Annotated in this window: 17 protein-coding genes; 8 read left to right on the top strand and 9 right to left on the bottom strand. The window is 72.3% G+C overall.

Annotation, left to right across the window (positions count from 1 at the left end):
- Nucleotides 1-58: 58 nt before the first annotated feature.
- The gene (locus BIU96_RS00085; protein WP_083402525.1) at nucleotides 59-556 is read right to left on the bottom strand and encodes a GtrA family protein; all 498 of its coding nucleotides are present in this window, start codon (nucleotides 554-556) and stop codon (nucleotides 59-61) included.
- Nucleotides 557-694: 138 nt separating this feature from the next.
- Between BIU96_RS00085 and BIU96_RS00080 the strand changes: the two genes are divergently transcribed.
- The 4 genes from BIU96_RS00080 to purE all read left to right on the top strand — a co-directional run bounded on the left by BIU96_RS00080 (nucleotide 695) and on the right by purE (nucleotide 5,289).
- On the top strand, nucleotides 695-1,831 hold the full coding sequence (locus BIU96_RS00080) for a 5-(carboxyamino)imidazole ribonucleotide synthase (protein ID WP_071290591.1): 1,137 nt from the start codon (nucleotides 695-697) through the stop codon (nucleotides 1,829-1,831).
- Between the two features lie 261 nt (nucleotides 1,832-2,092).
- Nucleotides 2,093-3,607 carry a glycoside hydrolase family 6 protein gene (locus BIU96_RS00075; RefSeq protein ID WP_071290590.1) on the top strand — a complete coding sequence of 505 codons (1,515 nt, stop codon included), beginning with the start codon at nucleotides 2,093-2,095 and terminating at the stop codon, nucleotides 3,605-3,607.
- Between the two features lie 44 nt (nucleotides 3,608-3,651).
- Nucleotides 3,652-4,767 carry a hypothetical protein gene (locus tag BIU96_RS00070; RefSeq protein WP_071290589.1) on the top strand — a complete coding sequence of 372 codons (1,116 nt, stop codon included), beginning with the start codon at nucleotides 3,652-3,654 and terminating at the stop codon, nucleotides 4,765-4,767.
- 54 nt (nucleotides 4,768-4,821) lie between these two features.
- A complete protein-coding gene (gene purE / locus BIU96_RS00065; RefSeq protein WP_083402552.1) occupies nucleotides 4,822-5,289 on the top strand; it encodes a 5-(carboxyamino)imidazole ribonucleotide mutase in 468 nt (155 codons plus the stop codon).
- Nucleotides 5,290-5,336: 47 nt separating this feature from the next.
- Here the strand turns inward: purE and BIU96_RS00060 are convergent, their stop codons facing one another.
- Both BIU96_RS00060 and BIU96_RS00055 read right to left on the bottom strand, forming a co-directional pair.
- Nucleotides 5,337-6,479 carry a glycosyltransferase family 1 protein gene (locus BIU96_RS00060; protein WP_071290587.1) on the bottom strand — a complete coding sequence of 381 codons (1,143 nt, stop codon included), beginning with the start codon at nucleotides 6,477-6,479 and terminating at the stop codon, nucleotides 5,337-5,339.
- Between the two features lie 57 nt (nucleotides 6,480-6,536).
- Nucleotides 6,537-7,580 (bottom strand): YbhN family protein, encoded by a 1,044-nt coding sequence (locus tag BIU96_RS00055; protein WP_071290586.1) that lies wholly within the window; start codon nucleotides 7,578-7,580, stop codon nucleotides 6,537-6,539.
- A 29-nt stretch (nucleotides 7,581-7,609) separates the two neighbouring features.
- On the opposite strand from BIU96_RS00055, the gene BIU96_RS00050 reads away from it, so the two are divergent.
- Nucleotides 7,610-8,791: a glycosyltransferase family 4 protein gene (locus tag BIU96_RS00050; RefSeq protein ID WP_071290585.1), complete on the top strand. Its 1,182-nt coding sequence runs from the start codon at nucleotides 7,610-7,612 to the stop codon at nucleotides 8,789-8,791.
- Between the two features lie 233 nt (nucleotides 8,792-9,024).
- Here BIU96_RS00050 and BIU96_RS00045 read toward each other — a convergent pair whose 3' ends face one another.
- The 6 genes from BIU96_RS00045 to BIU96_RS00020 are packed head-to-tail and all read right to left on the bottom strand — an operon-like array spanning nucleotide 9,025 to nucleotide 16,848.
- Complete coding sequence (locus tag BIU96_RS00045) at nucleotides 9,025-10,179, bottom strand: acyltransferase (RefSeq protein ID WP_071290584.1); 1,155 nt, start codon at nucleotides 10,177-10,179, stop codon at nucleotides 9,025-9,027.
- 9 nt (nucleotides 10,180-10,188) lie between these two features.
- Nucleotides 10,189-11,145 (bottom strand): NAD(P)-dependent oxidoreductase, encoded by a 957-nt coding sequence (locus BIU96_RS00040; protein ID WP_071290583.1) that lies wholly within the window; start codon nucleotides 11,143-11,145, stop codon nucleotides 10,189-10,191.
- Nucleotides 11,142-11,993, bottom strand: coding sequence for a dTDP-4-dehydrorhamnose reductase (gene rfbD / locus BIU96_RS00035; RefSeq protein WP_071290582.1), 852 nt, complete (start codon nucleotides 11,991-11,993; stop codon nucleotides 11,142-11,144). Before rfbD ends, BIU96_RS00040 begins: the two co-directional genes overlap by 4 nt.
- 33 nt (nucleotides 11,994-12,026) lie before the next feature.
- The gene (gene rfbB, locus BIU96_RS00030; protein WP_071290581.1) at nucleotides 12,027-13,013 is read right to left on the bottom strand and encodes a dTDP-glucose 4,6-dehydratase; all 987 of its coding nucleotides are present in this window, start codon (nucleotides 13,011-13,013) and stop codon (nucleotides 12,027-12,029) included.
- A 48-nt stretch (nucleotides 13,014-13,061) separates the two neighbouring features.
- Nucleotides 13,062-15,917, bottom strand: coding sequence for a hypothetical protein (locus BIU96_RS00025; RefSeq protein ID WP_071290580.1), 2,856 nt, complete (start codon nucleotides 15,915-15,917; stop codon nucleotides 13,062-13,064).
- Nucleotides 15,907-16,848, bottom strand: coding sequence for a glycosyltransferase family 2 protein (locus BIU96_RS00020; protein WP_071290579.1), 942 nt, complete (start codon nucleotides 16,846-16,848; stop codon nucleotides 15,907-15,909). The genes BIU96_RS00025 and BIU96_RS00020 overlap by 11 nt, the downstream gene beginning before the upstream one ends.
- 139 nt (nucleotides 16,849-16,987) lie before the next feature.
- Here BIU96_RS00020 and BIU96_RS00015 point away from each other — a divergent pair, with 139 nt between their 5' ends.
- Genes BIU96_RS00015 through BIU96_RS00005 form a run of 3 tightly spaced genes read left to right on the top strand, consistent with a single transcriptional unit; the run spans nucleotide 16,988 to nucleotide 20,329 of the window.
- Nucleotides 16,988-17,596, top strand: a complete 609-nt coding sequence (locus BIU96_RS00015) for a dTDP-4-dehydrorhamnose 3,5-epimerase family protein (protein WP_071290578.1) — start codon at nucleotides 16,988-16,990, stop codon at nucleotides 17,594-17,596.
- A gap of 11 nt (nucleotides 17,597-17,607) precedes the next feature.
- The gene (rfbA, locus tag BIU96_RS00010) at nucleotides 17,608-18,471 is read left to right on the top strand and encodes a glucose-1-phosphate thymidylyltransferase RfbA (RefSeq protein ID WP_071290577.1); all 864 of its coding nucleotides are present in this window, start codon (nucleotides 17,608-17,610) and stop codon (nucleotides 18,469-18,471) included.
- A 22-nt stretch (nucleotides 18,472-18,493) separates the two neighbouring features.
- On the top strand, nucleotides 18,494-20,329 hold the full coding sequence (locus BIU96_RS00005) for a glycosyltransferase (protein WP_071290576.1): 1,836 nt from the start codon (nucleotides 18,494-18,496) through the stop codon (nucleotides 20,327-20,329).
- Nucleotides 20,330-20,377: the final 48 nt, after the last annotated feature.

Raw genomic sequence — 20,377 nt, 5'->3', positions numbered from 1 at the left:
GGACGGGCTCCTGGAGTCGGTGGCGCGGGCGTGCCGCTCGGTCCGCGGCCAGACGATGCTACTGGCCGGAGACCTCGGACACCTCGGTCGTGGCAGGCTCGCGGGGAGCGTCCACCGGCTCGGCCGTGGTGCTGCGCTCCGGGTGGTACACCCAGGCCTTGTAGAGCCAGAACCGGAAGGCCGTGCCGAGCAGCAGGCCGATGACGTTGCCGGAGACGTTGTCCGCCAGCGCCGACGTCAGACCGAGCACGTAGTGGGAGACCGCGAGGCAGCCGAGCGAGATGACCATGCCGCCGAGCGACACGATGACGAACTCCACGCCCTCGCGGGTGGCGACCGACCGGCGCTGGTCGCGGAAGGTCCAGTAGCGGTTGCCCATCCAGTTCACGAAGATCGCGACGACGGTCGAGATCACCTTCGCCCAGAACGGCCCGGAGTGGACGTCGTCGGGGCTGAGGACCGTCGCACGCAGCACGTTGAAGATCACGGTGTCGACGACGAAGCCGACGGCGCCGACCACGCCGAAGCGCGCCAGTTGGGCTATCAGTCGCCGCACGGGTTCTCCATGGTCCGTAGAGTTGTCGCTGGTCGTGCAGTGCACGCCTCGAGCGGTCGCGCGAAGGTGCGACCCGAACAGCGATTGTAGACAGGGCGCTCTCCCCGCACGGTGAGAACGACGGAAGGAACACACAGCATGGCGTTGCGCGTCGGGGTCATCGGTGGAGGACAGCTGGCACGGATGATGGTGCCCGCCGCGGTCGAGCTCGGACTCGACATCCAGGTGCTGGCCGAGGGGCCGGGCATGTCCGCCGCGATCGCGGCCACCGCCGAGGGCGACTACCACGACGTCGACACCGTGCTGGCGTTCGCGCGTCAGGTCGACGTGGTCACGTTCGACCACGAGCACGTGCCGCAGGACGTCCTCCGTGCCCTCGTCGACGCCGGGGTCGCCGTCCGTCCCGGCCCGGAGGCGCTCGCCGTGGCGCAGGACAAGATCACCATGCGCACCCGGCTGTCCGAGCTCGGGCTGCCCGTGCCGGACTGGGCCGCGGTGCAGGACCCCGACGAGCTGCAGGCGTTCCTCGACGACCACGGCGGCCGCGCCGTCGTGAAGACCGCACGCGGCGGGTACGACGGCAAGGGCGTCCGCGTCGTCACCGACCCGGCCGACGTCGCCGACTGGTTCATCGCCGTCGCCGAGGCGGGCGGCGGGCAGGCGCTCCTCGCCGAGGAACTCGTGCCCTTCACCCGCGAGCTCGCGCAGTCCGTCGCTCGGCGCCCCTCCGGCGAGGTCGTGGCCTGGCCGCTCGTCGAGACCGTGCAGCGCGACGGCGTCTGCGCCGAGGTCTTCGCACCCGCGCCGGACAGCGCCGGACGACTCGCCGACACCGCCGAGGACATCGCGGTCCGCATCGCGACCGAGCTCGGGGTCACCGGGGTGCTCGCGGTCGAGCTCTTCCAGACCGACGACGAGCGCATCCTCATCAACGAGCTCGCCATGCGCCCGCACAACACCGGGCACTGGACCATCGACGGCGCGACCACGAGCCAGTTCGAGCAGCACCTCCGCGCGGTGCTCGACCTGCCGCTCGGTGCGACCGGCGGGCACGCCCCGGCGGCCGTCATGGTCAACGTCCTCGGCGGCCCGGCGGACGGCGACCTGGCCGCCCGCTACCCGGGGGCGCTCGAGGCCTTCCCCGAGGCGAAGTACCACTTCTACGGCAAGGCCCCGCGGCCCGGCCGGAAGATCGGTCACGTGACGGTCCTCGGCGACGACCTCGACGACGTCACCTACCGGGCACGGTCCGCCGCGGCGCACTTCGACGACTGACGCGTCGCTGGCGGACGTGGCCGGTGACGGCCTGGAGGCGCGTGACGGGCCCGCCACGCGCCTCCAGGCCGTCCCACGGTCGCCCCCAGGGCCGCTGACCGTCCGCCAGTCGGCCCGGCGGTCGGTCCGCCGGGGCCCGCCGGTCGGTCCGCCGAACGGCGGACACCCGGTCGGGTGGCACCCGATCTGGCGTGTGTACGGGGCCGCGGAGCACGTGCTCCCATGGACCGGTCAGGGGACCGTCCACACAGGGAGCAGCACATGCGCCGCGCACCGCGCCGCACCACGACCACCACCGCCATCGGCGCAGCCGGCGCACTCGTCGCGCTCGCCGCTGGTGTCCTCACGCCCGTCGCCGCCAGCGGGGCGACCACCGCCACGAGCATGCGCGCCGCGTCGTCCGCGACGCTGTACGCCGCCGGCCCGTACCGGTCGGACACCAGCGAGGCCGCGAAGCAGGTGACCGCGCTGGCGACCAGCGACCCGGCCGGCGCCGCCGCGGCGAAGACCATCGCGCAGTACCCGGTGGCGACCTGGCTCGGCGACTGGACCCAGGGCGCGACCCTCACCAAGACGATCGACGCCGCCGTCGCCGGGGCCGAGCGCACCGGCACCACGCCGGTGTTCGTGACCTACGCCATCCCGCACCGCGACTGCGGCGGGTACTCCGCTGGCGGGTTCGACGAGGCGACCTACGACGCGTGGGTCGACCAGATCGTGGCACGCCTCGCGGGGCACCGCGCCGCGGTGGTCGTCGAGCCGGACTCCCTCGCGATGCTCAGCAACGCGGCGTGCAGCGACGCCCTCGACGCGCAGCGCTACCGGATCCTGTCCCGCGAGGTCGCCGCGTTCACCGCGGCCGGGATCCCCGCGTACCTCGACGCCGGGAACTCGAACTGGGTGCAGCCCGCGCTGATGGCCTCCCGGCTGAACAGCGCCGGGGTCCAGCAGGCCCGCGGCTTCTTCACGAACGTCGCGAACTACTACCCGACCGCACAGGAGCAGGCGTACGCCGAGAAGGTCTCCGCGGCGACGGGCGGTTCGCACTACGTGATCGACACCTCGCGGAACGGGCAGGGGTGGCGCGGGACCTGGTGCAACGGGCCCGGGTCCGGGCTCGGCACCTCGCCGCGGACCGTGTCGGACGGCACCGGGCTCGACGCGCTGCTCTGGGTGAAGACCCCGGGCGCGAGCGACGGCACGTGCAACGGTGGGCCGGCCGCGGGCAAGTGGTGGTCGTCGTTCGCGCAGGTACTGGTGGCGAACGCTCGACTCGGTACGCCTATCGCTGCGGCGCCGGCGGCACCGGTCGCGGCCCCGGCCGCGTCGCCGTCGGCGACGGCTGCGCCGAAGCCGACTGCGACCGCTGCGCCGAAGCCGACCACTGCGCCGAAGCCGACCACTGCGCCGAAGCCGACGGCGACCGCGTCGCCGAAGCCGCCCGTGAAGGCGCCCGCCGTGGCACCGACCGTGCACTTCGAGTCGGTGGCGTCCGGCAGCACACGGCGCGTGACGGTGCGCGGGTGGGCCTTCGACCGCGACGACCTGCGGAAGCCGGTCACCGTCCGGGTGTCCGTGGCCGGCAAGACCGTCGGCACCTTCGCGGCGAACGGCCTCCGCCCCGACGTCGACCGCGTCTACCGCGCCGGTCGGAACCACGGCCTCGCGGCCACCGTGCCCGTGCCGAGCGGCAAGCGGAGCGTCTGCTTGACCGCGGTCGGCATCGGCGCCGGCGGGAACGCGTCGATGGGGTGCAAGACGGTCACGGTGCGCTGACCCGGGCGTGCACCGGCGCGCGGGGCGTGCGGGAGGATGGCTGCATGCCGCGTCATCTCCTCCGCCGTGCTGCCGGTCGACTCCGCCGTGCCGTCAGCGGTGCGCCGACGGCCGTGCCCGCACCCGCACCGGAACCACTGCCCGTCCTCGGGTACGTCGTGGCGGGCGCCGACGGGGCGCACCCGGCGTCCGCCCACGTGCGGGTCGTCCGACGGATCGAACACCTGGCGCGGGGCGGGACGGCCGAGGTCCGGCAGGTCGATCCCACCGCGTTCGTCGACGGCGGCGACCAGACCGACTACGCCGCGATCCTCGTGCAGCGCGACATCCTGCCGCGTGACCTGGTCGCACCGTTCCTCGCCGCCGCCGCCTCCCGGGGCATCCGCGTCGCGGCCGAGGTCGACGACGACTTCTTCACCGACTCCGGTCGCGACCGCCTGGCCCGGGCCGAGTACGACCCCGACCGGCTCGCCTCGATCGACGCCCTCGTGCGGGGTGCCGACCTCGTGGTGGTGAGCACCGAGGAGCTCGCCGCGGTGGTCCGTCCGATCGCCCGCCGGGTCGTCGTCGTGCCGAACGCCCTCGACCCGACGATCTGGACGCCGGGGGAGCCCCTCGACGACGACGTGCGACCCGCGGACGAGCACCGCGTCCTGTACATGGGAACGCTCACGCACGGCGCCGACCTCGCACTGCTCCGCGACGTGTTCACCGACCTCACGGATGCCGACGGGGTCCCGATCCGCCTCGAGGTCATCGGCGTCACCGAGGACCCCGACGAGCCGGACTGGTACCGCCGTGTCGAGGTGCCGGACGGCCACTACCCGGCGTTTGCGCGCTGGCTCGTCGACCACCGACAGCGCTGGCGTGCCGGTGTTGCACCGCTCCGTGACGAGGAGTTCAACCGGGCGAAGAGCGACCTCAAGGCCATCGAGTACACCGCGCTCGAGCTGCCGGCCGTGGTGTCCGACCGTCCCTCGTACCGCGTGGCTCGTGAGCACGGCGTCGTCGCGGTGCCGGACGACGTCGTGGCCTGGCGGGACGCCGTCCGCGCGGCCGTGGCCTCCGGGACCGCCGACCCGACCGCGGCGGGGTGGGTGCGCTCCGAGCGTCTGATCGGCCACGACGGGGACACCTGGCGGTCCGTGCTGCTCGGCTAGGCTCGTGCCGTGACCGACACCGCAGCCCCCGTCCAGCCGCTCGTCTCGATCATCATGGGGTCGGACTCCGACTGGCCGACCATGCGTGCCGCGGCCGAGATGCTCACCGAGCTCGGCATCCCGTTCGAGGCGGACGTCGTCTCGGCCCACCGCACCCCGGACAAGATGACCCGCTTCGCGCGCGGCGCTGCAGACCGCGGCATCCGTGTCGTGATCGCCGGTGCCGGTGGCGCGGCGCACCTGCCCGGCATGGTGGCGTCGATGACGACGCTGCCGGTGATCGGGGTCCCCGTGCAGCTCGCTCGGCTGGACGGCCTGGACTCACTGCTCTCGATCGTGCAGATGCCGGCCGGCATCCCGGTCGCGACGATGGCGATCAACGGTGCCGCGAACGCCGGACTGCTCGCGGCGCGGATCATCGGCTCGTCGGACGCCGGTGTCGCGGCACGGCTGGCCGAGTACGCCGAGGGGCTCGAGCATCTCGTCGAGGAGAAGGCCCAGCGCCTGCGCGACTCGCTCTGAGCGGTGCGGGCTGAGCAGTGTGAGCTTCGCGGTGCGGGCTGCGCCGGTCAGAGGTCGGCGTGCAGCTGCCAGGTCTCGGCGGCCGAGTCCTTCCAGTCGAACATCCGCGCCCGGTCCGGTCCGGCGACCGCCAGCTGCCCGGCGAGCAACGGGTCGTTGACGACCTGGTAGACCGCCTGCGCCAGGCGCTCGGGGTAGGAGTCACGCGGATCCCGTGCGACCGTCACACCAGCGTCCGAGGCCACTTCGCGCACGGCTTCGTCGTCGGAGTGGATGACCGGGGTGCCGAAGCTCATCGCCTCGATCACGGGCAGACCGAACCCCTCGGCCAGGCTCGGGAACACGAACACCGTCGCGCGGTCGTACGCCACCGCGAGGTCCGCGTCGTCGATCCGGCCGAGGACCTTCACCCGGTCGCGCGCGAGTCCGGCGCGCTCGGCGGTGCCGTACACGTCCACGTCGCCCCACCCTTCCGGACCGGAGATCACGAGCGGGATGTCGGCCGGTGCGTCGGGGTGGGCCATCGCCTCGATGAGGTAGGTCAGCCCCTTCCGCGGCTCGAGCGTGCCGACGGCGAGCACGTACCGCTCCGGCAACCCGAGTCGCTCGGCACGGAGGTCGGCGTCGACCGGGATCCGGAGTCGACCGCTCGGTGCGCCCCCGATGACCCGGAGCCGGTCGTCGAAGCGGTGGATCTGGTTGAGGGCGCCGGCGACCGCGTGGGTCGGCACGACGACGGCGTCGGCGTGCTTCCACGCCCGCTTGATCATGGCGCGGTGGAACTGCACCCCGCGCGCGGTCAGGGTCTCCGGGTTGGTCCACGGGACGGTGTCGTGCACCGTGACGACGGTCTGCCGACCGGGGTCGCTGAACCGGTCGTGCTTGACGAGCGGCGCGAGGACGCTCGGCGAGTGCACCATGCCCTTGCCGACGCCGCCGACGAACCCGCCCTGCCAAGCGAGCGAGAGCTCGCGGCGGGGGAGTGCGAGACGGTCGAGGTCGGACAGTCCGGGCAGCAGCGTCCGGATGTGGGCGAGCTCGTCCTTGCCGACGGCGGACACGATGCCGGCCACGTCGCACCCCGCCGGAGCGTTGTCGATCAGGTGCCGCGTGAGTTCCTCCGCGTAGCGACCGATGCCACCCGGGACCGGGGCGACGACCTGGTCGACGACGACGTGGAGTGTGGTCATGCGGTGCGCCTCCTCGTGGTGCTGCCGTGCGCACGGCTCGGTCGGAAGCCGACCATATCAGCCCGCACGGGGAGGAACCGGGGCGCTCGCCGCGGCGGTCGCGCGACGGTGTCGTGCGGCCAGGACGGCCCCGACGCCGGCCAGGACGACGTCGCCGATGGTCATGAACACCCGGCTGATGACGGCGAGGGCGAGGGGAGCGGAGCCACCGGCCACGCTGCCGAGGAGCAGCACGAGGATGCCCTCGCGCGGGCCGATGCCGGCGGGGGCGATGACCACCAGGAAGCCGACGAGCCAGGCCACCGCGTACGCACCGACGGCGACCGGGAACAGCGCGGGCGAGTCGGCACCGAAAGCCCGCAGCACGACCGAGGCCTGCACGCCGTAGGCCACCCACATCACGAGGGACCAGACGAGCGACATCACGGTGCCCGACCACGTGAGCGTCGTGTCCTGCGGCGGGCGGCGGAGCACCCGGAACGCGATCGCGATGAGACGGCCGAGCACGGGCGGGGTGAGGCACACCAGACCGACCACGATGACGGGGATGAGCCACCAGAACGTGGCGAACCCGGTGGAGGAGCCGAGCAGGACGGCGACGATGCCGACGAGTGCCGCTGTGACCATGCTCACGAGCATCGACGCGAGGGCGGCGACCGCACTGCCGGTGCGCTGCAGCCCGTGCGCCCGGCCCAGCTCGGCCTGGGCGGCGATCGACCAGACGCCGCCGGGGATGTACTTGCCGAGCTGGCCGACGAAGAAGATCGAAGCAGCAGCGGCGATCCGGACGCGGTACCCGCTCGCCGCCATCATCGCCCGCCAGGACAGCATGTTGGCGACCAGGGCGACGATGGTGAAGACGATGCCGACGACGACGGTGAGCGCATCGAGCCGCACGAAGTCGCGGGCGATGTCGTCCCACTGCTTCGCGATGCTCCAGACGAGGAACACGACGGCCACGATCGCCGCCACCCACTTCACCGCGGTGAGCACGCGGGCACGTCGACCGGTGGTCGGCGCGGCGCCCGTGGCGGCGTCGGCGGAGGTGTCGAGCGGGTCCGGGGACCCCGCGGCCGACCCCGTAGGCTGTTGTGCGTCCATCGACCGACAACTCTAAGGGAGCGCGCTGGATGCGACCCGATCCGGACCTGCGTCCGACCCTGCTCGTCGCCGCGTCGACCTTCCCGGCCGAGGCCGGTGACGGCACACCGGGGTTCGTGCTCGACCTCGCGACCGCGCTCTCGGACGAGTACCGCGTCGTCGTCGTCGCCCCGATGACCAAGGGCGCCCGCGCGCACCAGCGCATCGGCGACGTCGAAGTCCGCCGCTACGGGTACTTCCCGGCCCGCTGGCGTGACCTCGCCGACGGCGCGATCGTCGACAACCTCAAGGCGAAGCGCTCCCGGTGGCTGCAGGTCCCGTTCTTCTTCGTCTCGATGGCAGCCGCGCTCCGCCGCGAGCGTCGCCGCTCACGACCCGACGTGGCGCTCCTCCACTGGATCATCCCGCAGGGGGCCGTCGGACAGCTCGTCCTCGGCGACCTGCCGCGCGTCGTCACCACGCTGGGCGGCGACCTCTACGCCCTGCGCAACCCGCTCCTCCAGGCCGTGAAGCGGTCCGTGATCCGCAGCGCGGCGTCGGTCACCTGCATGAGCACCGACATGGCGCGGGAGCTCGGCAAGCTCGGTGCCCGCGACGACCAGGTGCACGTGGTGCCGATGGGCGTCGACCTCGACCCGATCACCCGCGCGGTCGAGCGCGAGTCCCGGGTGCCCGGTCGGGTGCTGTTCGTCGGGCGGCTCGTCGAGAAGAAGGGCGCGATCGTCCTCATCGACGCCCTCGACCGGATGACGACCAGCCCCACCGAGGTCGCGGTCGTCGGCGACGGGCCGCTCCGTCCGCAGCTCGAGGCGCGTGCCGGTTCCGCGGTGACGTTCCTGGGCGCCCGCGGCAAGGAGGCCCTCGCGTCCGAGTACGCCAAGGCCGCCATCGCCCTGTACCCGTCCGTCCCGGCCGCGAACGGCGACCGCGACGGCCTGCCGGTCGCCCTGCTCGAGGCGATGTCCGCTGGCTGCGCAATCGTCGCCTCCGCCGTGCCCGGCATCGTCGACGTGGTCGAGGACGGCGTGAACGGCCTGCTCGTCGCGCCCGGCGATGCCGACGCACTGGCCGCGGCGATCGACCGCCTGCTCGCGGACCCCGCCCTGGCCGAGCGGCTCGGTCGTGCCGCCGCCGAGACGGCCGCCGCCCACACCGTCGACGCCGTCGCCGACCGGTACCGCACCCTGCTCACCGCAGCGCGCGCCCGGTAGGGAGCGCCGTCTCCTCCGTCGAGGGAGCAGGAATCGTCGGGTCGCGTGGAGCTGGCTCCTCCGTCGGGGGAGCAGGAATCGTCGGGTCGCGTTGCCGCACCCGACGATTGCTGTCCCCTCGACGCGGTGGCGCGACCGAACGGCGACCGAACGGCGGCCTGGAGGCGCGTGGCGGCGCCGTCACGCGCCTCCAGGCCCGCGGACGCGCACCACGAGAGCGCTGGGACCGGCGATCAGGCCGCGCGGCGGTCGTCGTCGGGGAGACGTGCGTCGTCGCCGGCAGGCGCCGGCGTGCCGCCGACGCGCCCGCGGCGCGTCGTGATGGTCCGAGCGACCCGTTTCGCCAACCGGTGCGCCGGCAGCTCGACCAGCCGGGCGAAGAGCCCGGCCACCACCACCGCGATCGGGATCGCGATGAACGGCGTGAGCCACGGCAGCGACGTCGGTAGCAGGTAGGCGACCGACACCGTGATCGGCTCGTGCACCAGGTACAGACTGAACGAGAGCCGACCGAGCGCACGGGGGACCGGCCCGAGCATCACCCGTTCGGCCGGCAGCCACTTGCCGCACAGCAGGACGATGAGGCCGGCCGATGCGATGACCACGATCGGGACGTGGATGCCCACGAGCGAGCGCGGGATCCACCACTCGAAGGTGATGCCGAGCACCGCGAGCACGGCGAGGACCCAGCCCGGGCCGCGTCGGATCTGGGGGATCCGCTCCCAGCCGGCGGCGAGGGCGGAGCCGAGGAGGAACATCGGCAGGTACATCAGCCAGTCCTCGCGGTACTGCCGGCCGAGCGCCGAGAGCACGAGCGCGGCGATCGCGGTGAGCCACCACACACGGTGCGTCGCTTTCGCGATGAGCACGAAGAGCGGGAGCAGGAGGGAGAACGCGACCTCCCACGTCAGGGACCACAGCGGGCTGTTGAGCCGCGTCGGCTCGACCAGGGTGAGGTCGCCGAGCAGACCGCCGGCGGTGAGCGGTTCGACGTGCCGGAGCAGCCACCCCGAGGCGCCGGGCTCCGACGTGCGGGGGACGAGCAGGAACAGGGCCAGCGCCAGCCCGATCGACGCGATCACCGGGATGTAGAGCCGCAGCAGTCGGCTCGGGTAGTAGGCGATCCAGTCCTGGGCGCGACGGAGCGCGGGCAGCGTCAGCACGAAGCCGCTCAGCACGAAGAAGACGAAGACCGCTTCGCCCCCGGCCCAGAAGATGTGCAGGGGTGTGTCGACCAGCCACACGCGGTTCGCCGGGATCGGCTGGCCGTTGTTGCCGTCGGACAGCGTCGGCACCACGAGGAGTCCGTGGTGGATCAGGACGACGGCAGCGGCGACACCACGGAGCCCGTCCAACGACCCGATGCGGCCCGCGGGGCGATCACGCATGCGGCGATCCTACTGCTCGGGGCTGGTGGTTCCGGTGGGGACGTGGGTCGCGCGGATGGCGTCCACGGTCGTCGCCACGCCCTGCCGGAAGGGCACGAAGGCTCGGTCGCCGACCTCGGGCAGGACGGTGGAGCGCATCCGGAGGTCGAGGCCCTGGAAGGTGGCGGAGGGGTCGGCGCCCTCGCGGATGTCGAGCGCGGTGCCGAGGGCGTGCTCGACCGCGTCGATCACGTCGGCGATGGTGGCGGGCTGGCCGGAGGCGAGGATCTTCGTCACGGTGGTGCCGGTGCGCGGGGTCGCCTCGTGCTCGACGAGGTCGAGGGTCGCCAGCACCATGTCCACCGCATCGTCGATGTACAGGTAGTCACGGGTGGTCGACATCGGCACGTAGATCGACGACGGGCGGCCCTCGAGGTGCGCGAGTGTCAGCTGCGAGACGAGCCCCTGCGGCTTGCGGAGGTTCGCCCCCGGCCCGTACAGGTTCGAGATCCGACCGACGACGAGCCGTGCGCCGGTGCCGTCCGCCCAGTCGCGGAACTGCGCCTCGGCTGCGAGCTTCGCGTGGCCGTAGGGGGCCAGCGGCGCGGGCTCGGTGCGCTCGTCGAAGGGGGGTTCCGCGCTGCCGGCGTAGACCGCGCCGGCGGAGGACGCGAAGAAGACCGTGCCCGGACCCGCGGCGTCGTCACGGGTGGCGTCGAGGACCCGTGCGAGCAGCTGCTGCTCCTCCTCGAAGACCTCGGCGCCGGTCGCGACCACGCCCGTGCCCGCGCACCAGAGGATCCGCCAGGGCTCCGGACCGGACCGGACCGCACGGACCGCGTCGACGAGGGCGGCGACCGCGGCGTCCTGGTCGGCCCACGGCACCCGCGCGGCGACCGGCTCGGTGCCGGCGGCCGTCAGGGACCGGTGGACGGCCCCGCCGAGGAAGCCCCCGGCGCCAACCACCAGCGTGACGGGGGTCGTCACGCGCTGAAGACCCCGGCGGCCGTCGCCGCGTGCAGTGCCTCGCGCCAGTCGCGCATCGGGGCGAGACCCGCACGTGACCACGCGTCGTGACCGAGCACGCTGTAGGCGGGCCGGGGAGCCGGCCGGACGAAGGCCGCGCTGTCGGTCGGGAGCACCCGTTCGGGGTCGAGACCGTTCTCCGAGAAGATGGCGCGGGTGAAGTCGTACCAGGACCCCTGCCCGCTGTTCGTCCCGTGGTAGATGCCGGCCGGGGCGTCGCCGTCCACGAGCTCGACGATGCGCGCCGCCAGGTCCCCGGTCCAGGTGGGCTGCCCGATTTGGTCGGTCACGACGCTCACGGTGTCGTGCGTCGCCGCGAGTCGGAGCATCGTGGCCGCGAAGTTCGGCCCGTGCGCGCCGTAGATCCACGCGGTGCGGACGATGTACGAAGATTCCGGGGCGATCTCGCGCACGAGGGCCTCGCCCGCTGCCTTGCTCCGCCCGTAGGCGTTGAGCGGGTCGGTCGGGGCGTCCTCGGCGTAGGGCGCGGTGCCGTTGCCGTCGAAGACGTAGTCCGTCGAGATCGTCACGAGCTTGGCGCCGTGCCGGACCGCGGCCTCGGCGAGCAGCGCCGGACCGGTCGCGTTGACCGCGTGCGCGGTCTCCTCGTTCGTCTCCGCGTCGTCCACCTTCGTGTAAGCGGCGGAGTTGATCACGACGTCGTGCCCGGCCACCGCGGCGTCCACGGCGGCCGGGTCGGTGATGTCGAGCTCGGCACGGGAGCGCGCCGTGACGTCGCGGTCGGCGAGGGCGTGCTGCAGGTCGCGGCCGAGCATGCCGGCGGCGCCGGTGATGAGGTACCGGGTCATGGTGTCGCTTCCGTGTCGGTGGTGGCGGTCGGCTCAGGACAGCGCGGCGCGCTCCTTGAGAGGCTCCCACCACGAGCGGTTGTCGCGGTACCACTGGACGACGTCCGCGAGGCCCTGCTCGAACGGCACCTGGGGCTCGTAGCCGAGCTCGGCCTGGATCTTCGAGATGTCGACCGAGTACCGGAGGTCGTGCCCGAGACGGTCGGCGACGCGGTCGACGTACGACCAGTCCTTGCCGGTCGCGTCGAGGAGGAGCTGCGTGAGCTCCTTGTTCGTCAGCTCGGTGCCGCCGCCGATGTTGTAGATCTCGCCGGCGCGACCGCGGGTCAGGACCATCGCGATGCCGCGGGTGTGGTCGTCCACGTGCAGCCAGTCACGGATGTTGTTGCCCTCGCCGTAGAGCGGGACGTGCACGTCGTCGATCAGGTTGGTGACGAAGAGCGGGATGACCTTCTCGGGGAAGTGGTACGGCCCGTAGTTGTTCGAGCAGCGCGTGATCGAGAGGTTCATCCCGTGCGTGCGGTGGTAGCTGCGGGCGAGCAGGTCGCTGCCGGCCTTCGACGCCGAGTACGGCGAGTTCGGCTCGAGCGGGCGCTCCTCGTCCCACGAGCCCTCGCTGATCGAGCCGTAGACCTCGTCGGTGGAGACGTGGACGAACCGCTCGGTGCCGTGGCGGAGCGCGGCATCGAGCAGGCGCTGCGTGCCGACGACGTTGGTCTCGACGAAGATGCCGGAGTCGCGGACCGAGCGGTCGACGTGGGACTCGGCGGCGAAGTGGACGATCGCGTCGATGCCGGGGACGACCTCGTCGAGCTTCTCGGCGTCGCGGATGTCGCCCTGCACGAAGGTGTAGCGCGGGGAGTCGGCCACCGGCGCGAGGTTCTCGAGGTTGCCCGAGTAGGTCAGTGCGTCGTACACGACGACCTCGGCGCCCTCGAGCCCGGGGTACGCGTCCTGCAGGGTGCGTCGGACGAAGTTCGAGCCGATGAAGCCGGCTCCGCCGGTGACGAGGATCTTCACGAGGTCTGGTTCCTTTTCGGAGTCGGGACGGTGGATCGATTGACGATACTAGGTGGTCGCTCGCCGACGCAGCCGACGGCGCCGGCCGAGCACCGTGACGGCGATGCACATCAGCACGGCGAGCACGACGGTCGCCCCGGACAGCAGGTACCCGGTGCGGGCCCCTGGCACGGCGTACTGCAGCGCGACGGTGTGCTCGCCCGCGGGGACCCACACGGCGGCGCCGGCGTCGTCCGCGGCGACGAGGTCGGTGCGCTCCCCGTCGACCGTCGCGGTCCAACCGGGCCGCTGGAGCGAGTCGGCGACGACGACCCAGCCGCCCGCCGTGGCGTCGACCTTCGCGACCGTGCGGTTCGGGTCGTCGCCCTGCAGCGTGATCCGCGCCGTGCCGTCCGGGTCGGCCGTGTGGCTCGACGGAGCACTGAGCACGACGGTGGAGTCCGGCAGCGACTGGTCGGCGAGGGCACGGACGCGGGCGGTCCCGGTGCGCTCGACCACCTGGTCGGAGGCCCAGCGCACCCGGGGCAGGGCGTCGCTGCGCTCGTAGATCGTCGCGTCGCCGGTGTGCACGACCGAGACGCCGGCGCCCGACACGGGCCGGGTGATGCTCATCACGGCGTCGCCGGCGTCGTCCGTGCCGATCGGCACGAGCTTGTCCTGCCCGGTGACGCTGATGCGGACGTGCCACGACGTGGAGTCCGGGATGTCCGAGCCCTCGAGCGCGACGTTCCGCGGGCCGCCCAGGCCGGGCACCCAGCTCGACGTCGAGGCGAGGGTCTTGCCGGAGCCGTCCGCGACGACCTCGACCCGGAGGGTCATGCCCTCCGGCGAGGTCGTGGGCGCCGGCGGCCCGGTGAACGTGATGCCGTTGACGGGGCCGGTGTGGCTGGCCGAGTCCACCGACGGGTTCGCGGCCGTCAGGTCGGACCACTTCGTCTGGGCCGCACCCGGCTCGGCCGTGCCGGCGAGGGGAGCGGACGGGTCGGCGACGAGGTACTTGGTGCTGAGCCGGTCGAGGATCCCCGACGTGGCGAGCGACGGCATCAGGTTCGGCTCGAAGGACAGGTAGGTGGCCGTCGGGTACGTGTCCGGATCGACGGCGCGCATGAGCGTCTTCCACTCGCTCGTCTGGAACGCGTGGCCCGTCGTCTCGCGGATCTGCCAGTAGGACGACGACCCGGGGAGCATCGCACTGCCGGTGGTGGCGTAGCGGTCCTGGTCGGAGACGTGCTGCTTCAGGTAGTCGATCGCGGGCGTGGTCGGGTAGAAGGTCGAGGTCGACGCGATCGGCCACCAGGGGAGCGTGACCACGACGGCCGGGGCCGCGACGAGCACGACGACGCCGACCGAGGCGATCGTCGTCACGACACGTGATCGGATCACCCAGACGACCACGACGAGCGCGACCGAGACGAGGCCGAGGACGCCCACCAGCAGGATCTCGAGCTTGGTCCGGTGGACGTACTGCTCGGTGATCGGCGGGATGGCCAGCAGCGTCTGCAGCCCGACGCCGACGGCGACGAACAGCACGGCGGCGATCGCCAGCGCCCGGCCGGTGCGGCGGAGCGGACCGGCGGACCGGAAGCGGGCGAGTTCGTCGCGGAGGTTCTCGGGCTGCACGAGGCGACCGAAGCCGACGCCGGCCATCGCGGCGGCGAGGAACATCACGACGACGCGGGCGCGCCCGATCGGGTTCGTGTCGAAGACCGGCAGCTCGCGGACGGCGGAGAGCACGGGCCCGCCCAGGTAGACGATGACGACGGCGAGAGCGAGCATCGAGGCGACGATGGCCACGACGCCCTGCGTCCGGCGCGTGCGGTTCCGCACCGCCGGCCGGATGAGCACGGCCGCCGCGATGAGCACCACGGCCGCGATCCCGAGGTACGAGTACTCCTCGACCGGGTTGCGGATGCCCCAGGCAGGGCCGGTGCTCTGCACGAACGAGATGTCGGGCACCCAGGCGCTCACGAGCGGTGGCGTGCCGAGGCCGTTCGGGCCGCTCTGCCCGCGGCCGCTGAAGTCGACGAGACTCGTGGCGTTGATCGCGAACGGCACGAGCTGCCACGCGGACAGCAGCAACCCGAAGACGATGCCACCCACGGCGATCGCGGCGCTCCAGAGCACCGGAGCCCACCGACGGTGCGCGACGATCGTGCGCACCAGGAAGAACAGGCCGCCGATGAACAGCGCGTACCCGACGATCGCCGGGAACCCGCCGAGCAGCATCGACGCCAGGGGGACGCCGACGGCGATGACGTCACGGGCCCGGAGCTCGACGGCCGCGCGGTCGATGGCCCAGAACAGCAGCGGGATGAACGCGGCGACGCGGGTCTGCGGCCAGTTCGACCAGGCGACCATGAAGCCGGAGGACGAGTAGACGAGCGCGGCGATCGCCCAGCCGGCACGCGGCACGCCCCAGCGGCGGAGCAGCAGCGACATGCCGACGGTGACGACGACGATCTCGAGCAGCTTCACCACGCCCGGCGCGTACGCCAACGGCAGGATCCACCAGGGGAGGGACAGCGGCGACCAGGCGCCGGAGTCGGGGATGCCGCCGAGCTCCGCGCCGCCGGCGACGTACGGGTTCCACGCGGCGAAGACGCCCTCGTGGGCCAGTCGGGTGAGCAGGGAGGTCTGCGGTGCGACGGTGTCGATCGTGTCGCTGTTGAGGATGTTGGTCGAGTTCGTCATCGACCGGAACGACTCGCCCCACGGCGTGTAGCGGCTGAGGAGCCCGGTGTTCAGGAAGGTGCCGTGCCCGACGAGCGCCGGGCCGATCGTCCAGACGACGAAGGCGGCGAGCCCCGCCCACGCGGCGATCTCCACCCAGCTGCCCGGACGGCGCAGCCAGAGCGCGAAGCGGGTCCGTAGGTCGAGCACGGACGCGTCGCGCTCAGTCGCCATACCGCTGCAGCTTCTGCAGGTCGAGCTGCTCCTCGGCGAGGGTGCGGTTCAACCGGGTCAGGTCCGCGACGACACCGATCACGATGGCGAGCACCGCGGTGATGAGCAGGACCACCCCCAGGATGATCGACTGCAGGTGGTTGCCGCCGGTCTGCATCGCGAGCAGCACGAGGTAGCGGACGAGGGGCCAGAGCCCGAGGACGCCCAGCACGGCAGCGACCCAGAGGAACAGCGCCATCGGCCGGTACATGAGGTACACCCGGGCGATCGCCGAGCCGGACTGGAACATGTGCTGCCAGATGTTCTTGAACAGTCGGGACTCGCGGGTCTTCGGGTTCGTCGTGATCGGGATCGACGCGATCGCGAGCCGCTTGTACCCGGCCTGCACGATCGTCTCCATGCAGTAACTGAAGCGTGTGACGATGTTCAGACGGATCAGCGAGTACTTCGAGTAGGCGCGGAAGCCGCTCGCCGCGTCGGGGAGGTCGAGGCCCGCGGCGCGGGACGCCACCCAGGAGCCGAACCGCTGCATGAGCTTCTTGAACCCGGAGAAGTGCTCGATCGTCCGGGTCTGCCGGTCGCCGATGACGATCTCCGCTTCCTTGCGGAGGATCGGCTGCACGAGTTCGGCGATCTGCGACTGGGGGTACTGGTTGTCGCCGTCGGTGTTCACGACGATGTCGGCACCGTGTAGCAGCGCGTAGTCCACGCCGTCACGGAAGGAGCGCGCGAGGCCCATGTTCGTGGTGTGGTGCACGAAGTGCCTCACGCCGTGCTCCTTGGCGACCTCGACCGTGCGGTCGGTGCTGCCGTCGTTGATCACCAGGATCTCGATCTCGTCGATGCCGTCGATCTGGCGGGGGATCGAGTCGATGACGCTGGCGAGGGTGTTCTCCTCGTTGAGGCAGGGGATCTGGACGAATAGCTTCACGGGTCGCGGTGTCTCGTTTCAGGGAGTCGGCACGTGCTCGAAACCAGGACAGCCTATGCGACGAGGGTGTCCGGCAACCCCGCGTCCTCCGTGTCGCTCCCGAAGTGTGGTGTACCACCCGGCTTGCTAGGCTGCTCCGGTGCAGATCCGCGAACTGAAGATCCCCGGCGCGTGGGAGTTCACGCCCGTCCAGCACGGCGACGCACGAGGAGCATTCCTCGAGGCGTACCGGGCCGACGTCCTCGAGGAGACCGTCGGTCACCCCCTGGACCTCCGGCAGGTGAACATGTCGATCTCGTCGGCCGGCGTCGCCCGCGGGATCCACTACGCCCTCGTCGCGCCGAGCCAGGCCAAGTACGTGACCGCCGTCCGTGGCGCGTTCATCGACTACATCGTCGACATCCGCGTCGGTTCGCCGACGTTCGGGCAGTGGGACTCGGTCCGGATCGACGACGTCGACCGCAAGGCCGTGTACCTGTCCGAGGGCCTCGGTCACGCGATCGTCGCGCTCGAGGACCAGTCGACCGTCAACTACCTCGTCAGCGCGCACTACGACCCCGAGCGCGAGAAGGGGATCACGATCCTCGACCCGACCGTCGGGCTGACGCTGCCCGACGGCATCGGTGAGCCCGTGCTCTCCGAGAAGGACACCACGGCCCCGACGCTCGAGGAAGCCGCGGCCGCGGGTCTCCTGCCGACCTACGAGGAAGCGGTGGCCTACACCGAGTCCCTCCGCACGAAGAAGTAAAGGGGAGCACCGTGAAGGGCATCATCCTCGCCGGAGGTTCCGGCACCCGCCTCTGGCCGATCACCAAGGGCATCAGCAAGCAGCTCATGCCGATCTACGACAAGCCGATGGTCTACTACCCGCTGTCGACCCTCATGATGGCCGGCATCCGCGAGGTCCTCGTCATCACGACGCCGGAGTACAACGACCAGTTCCGCGCCCTGCTCGGCGACGGTTCGGCCCTCGGCATGGACATCCAGTACGCGGTGCAGCCGAGCCCGGACGGCCTCGCGCAGGCCTTCGTCATCGGCGAGGACTTCATCGGCGACGACAGCGTCGCGCTCGTCCTGGGCGACAACATCTTCCACGGCACGGGCCTCGGCACGAACCTCCGGAAGAACACCGAGGTCGACGGCGCCACCATCTTCGCCTACCACGTGGCCGACCCGAAGGCGTACGGCGTGGTCGAGTTCGACGACGCCTTCACCGCGGTCTCCATCGAGGAGAAGCCGGCCGAGCCGAAGTCGAACTACGCCGTCCCCGGCCTGTACTTCTACGACAACAAGGTCATCGAGATCGCGAAGACGATCGAGCCGAGCGCCCGCGGGGAGCTCGAGATCTCGACCGTGAACGAGCGCTACCTCGAGGCGGGCGAGCTCGGTGTGCAGGTCCTCGACCGCGGGACCGCCTGGCTCGACACCGGCACGTTCGAGTCGATGATGCAGGCGTCCGAGTACGTGAAGGTCATCGAGGACCGTCAGGGCTTCAAGATCGGCTGCATCGAGGAGATCGCCTGGCGCAACGGCTGGATCGACGACGCGCAGCTCGCCGACCTCGCCGCACCGCTCGTCAAGGGCGGCTACGGCGTCTACCTGCAGCGACTGCTCGCCGTCTGACGTCGGCCCGGCCGGTCCTCGCATGGCACTCTTCCGTCGCCGCCGACCGGAAGCGGCGGTCTCCGGCCTGGAGGCCCGTCCCGCGTCGGTGACGTCGGCCCACCCCGAGCGGGTGGTCGGCTGGGACGGTGCCCTACCGGCACTCGACCGGTCGGTGACGGTGCTGCTGGTGAGCCGGTCGGACCGGTACGACGCGCTGCCGTCGATGGTCACCGCGGCTCGTCTGGCGTTCGGCCCCTCGGCGGACGTCCGCGCGGTCGGCTACGTCGCCGATGCGTCGCCGGTCGGCGAGCAGGCGCGGGGGATCCCCTGGGTCCGCTCGGACCCGGTCGACGGCATCGGCTCGGCGATCAACGCCGGGGTCGCCGCCGGGGTCGGGCGCGTGCTCCTGGTGGTCGACTCGACGGTCTGGGTGACCGACCAGGACCTGCAGGTCTTGGCGCAGGCCGGCGGCGACGGCGTGGCCCAGGCCCGCATCCGGATGTCCGACGGTTCGCAGCGGGACGGCGTGCGGCTGCTGCGCCCGGGATCGCTTCCCTGGTCCGACGACGGGTCGACGAGCCCGGGCCGCAGCCAGGCGGACGACCGCGAGGGCTTCCCGCTCGCCGTGGTGCCGGTCTTCGCAGCGGACCAACCGGCCGTGTCGGTGCCGGGCGCTTCCCTGGTGCCGGCACCGTGCCTCCCGGACGAGCGGATGACCCTGACCAGCTGGACCCGCGCGATCGCCGACCGCGACGGCCGACCCGTGCGTGCGGTGTGGTCGCTGACCCGCTCGACGGAGGCCGGCCGGACGGTCGACGCGGCGACGGTCGACGCGTTCTCGGTCTGGCGCGATCGAGCGCCCGACGGCGACGGAGCGGTCGCCGCCGGACGCCCGCTGCCCCCGTGGGGTGCGCGACCGGTCACGCCCGTGGCCCGCTCGCGGTTCGACGGCGACCGGTTGACCTGGTCCGTCAAGATCGCCGCCCCGGCCGGGCCCGAGGGCGACGGGTGGGGCGACGTGCACTTCGCCACCGAGCTCGCGGGTGCGCTGGAGCGCCTCGGTCAACAGGTCCGGGTCGACCGGCGTGAAGCGCACGTCCGGGACGACGACGCGACGGACGACGTCACCCTCGTCATCCGCGGGCTCGATCGCGTACCGCCGAACCCCGCGTCGGTGAACCTGCTCTGGGTGATCAGCCATCCCGACGACGTCTCGGACACCGAGCTCCGGTCGTTCGACGCCGCGTTCGCAGCGGGTCCGGTGTGGGCTGCGGGAGCTGCCGCCCGTGCCGGGGTGCCGGTGCGGACGCTGCTGCAGGCGACCGACTCCGCGGTGTTCCACCCGGGTTCACGGAGCGACACGACCGAGGACGCCGGTCGGGTGGTGTTCGTCGGGTCGACACGGGGAACGGCGCGTCCGGTGGTGTCCGACGCGGTCGCACTCGGCGCGGACCTGCGCGTGCACGGCCCCGGCTGGGACGAGGTCGTGCCCGCCGTCATGCTCGGGGAGCCGTCGTTGTCGCGGGCCGAGGTCGCCACGGCGTACGCATCCGCCCGCGTGGTCCTCAACGACCACTGGCCGGACATGGCGGCGGGCGGCTTCGTGTCGAACCGGGTGTTCGACGTGCTGGCGTCCGGTGGGATCGTCGTCACGGACGAGGTCGCCGGTGTCGGGGACGTGCTCGACGTCCCGACGCTCGCCGTCGCCCGGTCGCGGGACGACCTGGGCGCCCTGCTCGACCCGGCGCGCGCGTGGCCGTCGCCCGCGGAGCGCCGCGCCGTCGCGGCCGGGATCGCCGCCGAGCACTCGTTCGACGCCCGTGCGCGCGTGCTGCTCGACGCCGCCCGTGCCGAGCGCGCACGCTTGCGCCGCTGACCCGCGCGGCGTCTCCCGCGCTGACCCCTCCCGCAAAACGCAACGTCG

This window comes from Curtobacterium sp. MCBA15_008, assembly GCF_001865065.1.
Classification (GTDB): Bacteria; Actinomycetota; Actinomycetes; order Actinomycetales; family Microbacteriaceae; genus Curtobacterium.
This window is presented reverse-complemented; position numbering and strand designations above follow the sequence as displayed.